The 6843-nt window shown below is 40.2% G+C and carries 7 protein-coding genes; 5 read left to right on the top strand and 2 right to left on the bottom strand.

Translation table 11 applies throughout. The annotated features are described in order from the left end of the window. Window positions 1-122: 122 nt before the first annotated feature. Window positions 123-1721: a DUF6377 domain-containing protein gene (locus B2400_RS07250; protein ID WP_286651885.1), complete on the bottom strand. Its 1599-nt coding sequence runs from the start codon at window positions 1719-1721 to the stop codon at window positions 123-125. Window positions 1722-1770: 49 nt separating this feature from the next. Next, window positions 1771-2178 carry an RNA-binding S4 domain-containing protein gene (locus B2400_RS07255; RefSeq protein WP_286651886.1) on the bottom strand — a complete coding sequence of 136 codons (408 nt, stop codon included), beginning with the start codon at window positions 2176-2178 and terminating at the stop codon, window positions 1771-1773. A gap of 103 nt (window positions 2179-2281) precedes the next feature. On the opposite strand from B2400_RS07255, the gene B2400_RS07260 reads away from it, so the two are divergent. From B2400_RS07260 to brnQ, 5 genes are all read left to right on the top strand, one after another. Further along, the gene (locus B2400_RS07260; protein ID WP_187773893.1) at window positions 2282-3106 is read left to right on the top strand and encodes a 2,3,4,5-tetrahydropyridine-2,6-dicarboxylate N-succinyltransferase; all 825 of its coding nucleotides are present in this window, start codon (window positions 2282-2284) and stop codon (window positions 3104-3106) included. Window positions 3107-3126: 20 nt separating this feature from the next. Continuing rightward, entirely contained in the window at window positions 3127-3705 is a 579-nt protein-coding gene (locus tag B2400_RS07265) for an L-threonylcarbamoyladenylate synthase (protein WP_149527180.1), read from the top strand. A 2-nt stretch (window positions 3706-3707) separates the two neighbouring features. Beyond that, entirely contained in the window at window positions 3708-4187 is a 480-nt protein-coding gene (locus B2400_RS07270; protein ID WP_293932185.1) for a DUF4920 domain-containing protein, read from the top strand. 240 nt (window positions 4188-4427) lie between these two features. Then, window positions 4428-5192 carry a dihydropteroate synthase gene (folP, locus tag B2400_RS07275; protein WP_394344159.1) on the top strand — a complete coding sequence of 255 codons (765 nt, stop codon included), beginning with the start codon at window positions 4428-4430 and terminating at the stop codon, window positions 5190-5192. A 9-nt stretch (window positions 5193-5201) separates the two neighbouring features. Continuing rightward, window positions 5202-6494, top strand: coding sequence for a branched-chain amino acid transport system II carrier protein (brnQ, locus tag B2400_RS07280; RefSeq protein WP_293932187.1), 1293 nt, complete (start codon window positions 5202-5204; stop codon window positions 6492-6494). The last annotated feature ends 349 nt before the right edge of the window (window positions 6495-6843 follow it).

A 6843-nucleotide genomic window follows, 5' to 3' on the forward strand; every position in this document is an offset into this window, starting at 1 on the left:
ATGCAACTTCAATCGATTTCAAGAAGGCTAAACTAAAAAAGTAACCCATCTCAATATTAACCTACTAAAAGACAGATTGTTAACGATAAATTACAATGGATAAAAGTAACCCTATTTTAGGGCTAAAGGTTAAGATTTCCTATGCTTTTGATGCTTTCTTCGAAGTCTTCTTTCGATCCTTCGACTTTATTTCGAACCTTTACGCGGTAGTTATAAACCGTTCGCAAGGAGTATCGAAGGAAGCGAGCAATCTTGGTAGAGTCTGAAATTCCGAGTCGGATTAATGCAAAAATTCGAAGTTCAGAGTTCAATAGTTCGTCTTGCTTCAGCACTATCCGCTCGTCTTCTTTCAGCAACTTATTGAAATCTTGAATAAAGGTTGGATATAGGTTTAGAAAAATAATATCAAAGTTATGGTAAAGGTCTTCCAGCTCGCCTTTAATAAAGTTTGGCGACTTCAGTTCTTTGCTGATTTCTTCATACTGTTTATTCGACAATTTCTTCAGCATACCTTTTCGACTGGAATCGAGTTTATCTATATAGGACGAACATATTTCGAAAAACTGCGCCATATATTCCTCTTTTAGGTGATTTGCTTCCTGCAGATCTCTATTGGTGCCCAATAATTGCTCGTTTAAGCTAAACAGCTCTTCATTAACCTTTTTAAGATCTTTACGGACAACCTTCAGGCGTTTCATTTGTAAGTAGACAATTACAAACACGACGAAGAGCAAGATAGAGAGCACCGAGATGATATAGAGAAGTGTCTTCAATTCATTCTTGCGTTGAGTCTCTTTCTCTTGGAACGCGGAATTGATAATCGGATAGAAGGAGGAATTTTCAACGGTGCGAAACCGAACATTACAGAAAATCGCATCTTCCATGGCCTTTTGGATAAAAATATAGGCCATATCTATATTATCCTTTTCGAAATAAGCCAACGCTAGACTTTGTAATGACGCATTATCACGAATACTATTCTTAATATCGGTGAGCGCGGACAACCCAAAGTAATAGATTTGGCCATCCAGGTCATTCCGCTGTTTATAAATTAATCCAATCAGATAGGCAACGACCGCTCGCTCTCTATTCGTTTCATCCAATTCGGTCAGAAGTTCCTTCAACTGTTTTTCAGCGGTTTCCTCATCATTTCCAAAAAGGTTCTTGGTTGCTGCGGATAGCCTGTATTCGTAAGAATCCTGGTGTAACGTGGTTACTAAAGAATCTCTATACCGACCACTATGGTAAAAGTATTCATGGAAGTTCGTGCTCTGACCATAATGTGAATAAAAATCAGAATATGTTCGAAAATAATTGCTTAACTGGTCTGCAGACAGGGTGGCACGTGGAATGGCTTTAAGAATATCATTTGCCTCGATAAAACGACCTGCATAGGAATACAGTCCTGCTAATTGTATAGAAGATTCATATTGTAACTTCGGATTCTTCAAGCTATTTGCAAGCTGCTCGTTTGCAGAAACATAGCGAATAGCCGAATCGATTTGATAGGACTGGTAAGCATGGAACAAAGCCTTTTGAAGTTCATAGCGCTCGCTATCAGTCTTCGCTTGTTTTAATCGTAATTTAAGTTGATTCAGCTTTCCGACCTTTTCGCTATCGTAAGCGGTCTTCCGGCTTAAGGTTTTGTTGAGTTCTCGCTCGATAGAGTCCAGCGGAAACTTTTGATTATTACCTTGAGAAAAGGCATGGGAGTAGCACATAACTATCAAAAGACAGCTATATAAATAGAATGAGTATGATTTCTTACGTTTAATCCTCATTTTCATTATCCCACCAATCGCTCTTCAGATCATCGATTTCACGACGATCTTTCTTCGTTGGCCTTCCTGTTCCTCGATCACGCTTTAATACTGGGGCATGGAAAGTTGATTTGAATGCATAGGTTTCTTCTACCGGTGTATGGTCTTCGTAGAATTGCACAGCAGTCTTTGCATCTACACGACGTTCTAACAAGCCCGTCACCAAGATGACCTTGCGCTCAATCCCCTTCTGTATTTGGTAGGTTTCGCCGACTTTAACCACATAAGAAGGCTTCACATTTTGTCCATTCAACTTCACACGACCAGCTTTGCAAGCCTCAGTAGCTAAACTACGTGTCTTAAAAATACGAATCGCCCACAAATACTTATCGATCCTTAATTTTTCTGCTTCTGCCATTTAACAAAAATATACATATCTTCTTAATTTTAGCCTGTTTTTGACCGACATATCAGCAAAAATCTCCATATTTGTGATTAACAAAATTTAGTTTACAATAGTTATGATCGACTGCACAATCCTTAAGAAACTAGTTGAAGAAGCTTGGGAAAATAGACAATTATTAGAATATAAAGAATATTATGAAGCTGTTGAATTTGTGATTCAACACTTAGATAAAGGTGAACTTCGCGTTGCTGAGCCCATGGGCGAAACATGGTTCGTTAATGATTGGATCAAGAAAGCAGTGATTTTGTACTTCCCTATCCGCAATATGGAAGTTATCAAGAATGAGCCTTTTGTTTATCACGATAAAATGAAGTTGAAGACTAATTACAAGGAACTAGGTGTTCGTGTAGTTCCTGGTGCTTCTGCTCGTTATGGTGCTTACCTTTCTAAAGGCGTGATTATGATGCCTTCGTATGTAAACATTGGCGCCTATGTAGGCGAAGGAACAATGGTTGATACTTGGGCTACAGTAGGTTCTTGTGCGCAGATTGGTAAGAATGTACACTTAAGTGGTGGTGTTGGTATTGGTGGAGTTTTAGAACCGGTACAGGCGGCACCAGTTATTATTGAAGACAACGTATTTGTAGGTTCGAGAGCAATCGTTGTAGAAGGCGTTCGTGTAGAGGAAGAAGCCGTATTAGGCGCAAACGTAGTTTTGACCGCTTCAACAAAAATTATCGATGTTTCTGGACCGGAGCCTAAGGAGTACAAAGGTTATGTTCCTGCGCGCTCGGTTGTAATTCCAGGTTCTTATACGAAGAAATTCCCTGCAGGTGAATACCAAGTTCCTTGTGCATTAATTATCGGACAGCGTAAAGAATCAACAGATAAGAAAACATCATTGAACGACGCTCTACGTGATCATAACGTAGCGGTTTAATTGATTTGGGGTCATAAGAAATGAGAATTCCGTACGACAAAGATGATATGAAGCAAGCCTTGGACACCTTGAAGGCTGGTGGAATCATCTTATATCCGACTGATACGATCTGGGGTATAGGTTGCGATGCGACGAATCCAGAAGCCGTCGAGAAGATCTTTGCATTGAAAGGTCGCGATAAGGGGAAGAGCATGATTGTTCTTTTAGGGAATGATTATCAGCTCGAGGGCTATGTACAGGAGGTACCCGAAGTCGCTTATCAATTGATTGAAGTTGCGGACAAACCATTGACCATTATTTATAACAAGGCGAAGAACTTAGCGCCAAATGTTGTTGCTGAAGATGGTAGTATTGGAATTCGCGTGGTTCAACATCCATTTTGCGAGGAGTTGATTCAACGTTTCAGAAAGCCAATAGTTTCTACCTCAGCCAATATCTCGGGCGATGCAACCGCGCAGAACTTTGCGGAGATCGCTGATGAGATCAAAGAAGGCGTGGATTACGTTGTGCAATATGGTCAAACGGATATGAGCAAACATCAGGCTTCTACAATTATGAAGATCGATGCGAGCGGCAAGTTTGAATTTATTCGAAAATAGATATGAAAAAGTTAATTACATTGCTAGTTTGTGTATTTGCGTTTATCGGCATGAGCCATTCGCAAAGCAAAATCCAACCGGCTAAAGTTGGAGTAAACTATGGTAAGAAAATCGACAAAAACGGCGCAGTTTCTGTTAAGAAGCTAGAGTCAAACTTAGCGAAAAGCAAGACATTCGACGGTAAAATCGAGGGTCAGGTTGTTCAAGTATGTAAGAAAAAAGGATGTTTCCTAACGCTGAAAAGAGAAGGGGACCAAGAGCCTATCATGGTACGTTTTACTGATTATGCATACTTTGTTCCTGAAGATTTAATCGGAAAAACTGTCGTTGTTGCTGGTAAGGCGAAAGTTAAAGAAACAACTGTTGAATGGCAAAAACACTATGCTGAAGACATGGGAAAAAGCAAAGAAGAGATTGCCAAGATCAATAAACCAAAACAAGATATCTCTGTGGTAGCAGACGGTGTACTTGTCGTAAAATAAGCAGCTCGAATTACTGAGTCTAGTTTTATGAAATGCTTAAGAGCAATTCATAAATTGTTCTAAATACATATTGAGAGCCCTTTTGTTAAAGGGCTCTATACAATTACAGCAAGAAAAGCGCGATTTATTGAATTAACTAATTTCATTATCTCCCCTATCTCCATGCCTATCTTCCAAACATCTCCCGCCCAAAGCATCAATCTCAAGGGTCGTTTAATGACCTTCGATCGTCCGAAAATTATGGGAATATTGAATCTTACTCCCGATAGTTTTTACGATGGTGGAAAATACATTCAAGTCGAGGCTGCATTGATTCGGGCACAACAGATATTGGAGGAAGGTGCTGATATTATCGATATTGGAGCCTATTCTACCCGCCCTGGTGCAAAAACCATTGACGCAGCAGAAGAAATAGATCGTGCGGTGCCTATCATCGAGGCCATTGCTGTAAAGTATCCTGAAGCCATACTTTCCATTGATACTTTTCGTGCTGATGTAGCCGACGCCTGTATTCAGGCTGGTGCACACATCATCAATGATGTGTCGGGAGGCACATTAGATGAGCAAATGTTTGAAACCGTAGCGAGGTTACAGGTGCCCTACATCCTGATGCATATGCGCGGGACACCACAGACAATGCAGAGCCTAACAGAATATGAAGACGTTGTGAATGAGGTAGCCTATTTCCTTGGCGAGCGAGTTGCGACACTCCGTGCTTTAGGCCTTAAAGACATTATTCTAGATCCCGGATATGGATTTGCGAAGACTATCCCTCAGAATTATGAACTATTATTACGTGTTGATGAGCTTCATTACTTTGGATTGCCTATCTTAGGCGGAGTTTCGCGAAAGTCTATGATCTACAAAAAACTAGATACGACAGCAGACCAAGTATTAACGGGTACAACCGCCCTGAACACCTTATTGCTCGAACGTGGCGTCCAGCTACTTCGAGTGCATGACGTGAAGGAAGCAAAACAATTAGTTGATTTATTTTTTACTTAAACCCCTATTTTGAAAAAGACCGGAGATATCATTACCATCGGATTTGCTCTATTTGCCATGTTTTTTGGAGCTGGCAATCTTTTATTACCACCATTTATCGGCTTACAAGTTGGAAACCACGTTTGGATAACCATACTCGCCTTCGGATTAACCGGCATTTTACTACCCTTCTTTGGAATTTTATCCATCGTCAATTCGGGCGATACGTTCAATGATTTAGGAAATAGAATCAATAAGGGCATAGCACCAATCTTAGGAAGTGTGATTATGCTTTGTATTGGTCCAATGATCGCCATTCCACGAACGGCCGCGACGACCTATGAAGTCGGCGTCCTGCCATCGTTTCCCAATAGTAGCCCTATATGGACATCTATCATCTTTTTTGCAGCGACTTGGGTATTAACGATCAAACCGTCAAAGGTGGTTGATATTATCGGTAATATTCTTACACCCGTATTGCTCGTGCTCTTGCTCGGCCTTATCTCTATTGGTGTATTTTCGCCGATAGCAGATTATAATGCTCAATCTTTAAATACAGGCGAATCATTTACTTTGGGATTCACCGAGGGCTATCAAACATTAGACGTATTGGCTTCTGTTATTTTCGCAGGCATTATCATTGCGGCGGCTAGAACGAAGGGCTACAACAGTGTAAAATCTAAAAATCAAGTGGTAATTGCTGCCGGCTTATTGGCGGCGATTTGTCTTTTCCTGATTTATGGTGGACTGATACAGTTGGGCGCGACCTCCGGAATTACAGATCTAAACATGAAGCGTTCGGAGCTATTGATTCATATATCGAAGTCCGTTCTAGGCCATTATGGCATGATCGCGATCGCATTGAGCATCGCATTAGCTTGTCTAACGACAGCCATTGCTCTCACCTCTGCTGTCGGAACCTTCTTTTCCCAATTGACAAAAAACAAGCTTTCCTATAAACTGCTCGTGACGGTGTGTTGTATTTTATCATGCTTGTTGTCCATTACTGGGGTGGATAATATCATCTCTCTCGCGTATCCGATTTTGATTTTTGTTTATCCTATCGTCATTACCTTAGTTCTTTACACCGTAGTTTTTGGACCCTTCATTACGCATAAACTGCCTTTTGTAGGCGCTTTGCTAGCTTCGACAATTATCGCAGCATTCAATCTTTTGAAATACTTAGGCATGCTGAATGACTCAACATTAGCTATTTTGGATAAGATTCCGTTTTTTGCCTACGAATTGGGTTGGGTAGTGCCTTCGGCGATCTTCTTCCTGATATTCCTAGTGATCGATAAAAGCCTATCGAAAGAAGGTTAATCATATAAAAAAATCCTGAGGCGGGGAACCTCAGGATTTTTACCAAACCAATTATTAACCTAAATTATGAAATTTTTACTCTTTTACTTTTGCTTTAATACATAAACGCAATTGCTATGCCTTTCGTGTCTGTAGTAGCTTGAATTAACAAAATTTAACGGTTGTATTTAGATATGAGACATTAGATATGAGATATAAGAGTATGGTTTCGTCTGAAGTATCCGTTTAAATATGGTCTTGAACCAGGAAAACTCTAATGTCTAACATCTAATATCTCACATCTATATCCGCCATAGGTCTAAATACTAAATACTAACTACTAAATACTATCCTCTTCCCTACACCATAA

Origin of the sequence: Sphingobacterium sp. UBA6645 (genome assembly GCF_002455685.1) — a bacterium.
Classification (GTDB): domain Bacteria; phylum Bacteroidota; class Bacteroidia; order Sphingobacteriales; family Sphingobacteriaceae; genus Sphingobacterium; species Sphingobacterium hotanense.

Bases quoted from the DNA above. Each gene is read 5' to 3' on its own strand.
- B2400_RS07250 (WP_286651885.1), bottom strand. From the start codon at position 1,721: ATGTGCTACTCCCATGCCTTTTCTCAAGGTAATAATCAAAAGTTTCCG.
- B2400_RS07255 (WP_286651886.1), bottom strand. From the start codon at position 2,178: ATGGCAGAAGCAGAAAAATTAAGGATCGATAAGTATTTGTGGGCGATT.
- B2400_RS07260 (WP_187773893.1), top strand. From the start codon at position 2,282: ATGATCGACTGCACAATCCTTAAGAAACTAGTTGAAGAAGCTTGGGAA.
- B2400_RS07265 (WP_149527180.1), top strand. From the start codon at position 3,127: ATGAGAATTCCGTACGACAAAGATGATATGAAGCAAGCCTTGGACACC.
- B2400_RS07270 (WP_293932185.1), top strand. From the start codon at position 3,708: ATGAAAAAGTTAATTACATTGCTAGTTTGTGTATTTGCGTTTATCGGC.
- folP (WP_394344159.1), top strand. From the start codon at position 4,428: ATGGGAATATTGAATCTTACTCCCGATAGTTTTTACGATGGTGGAAAA.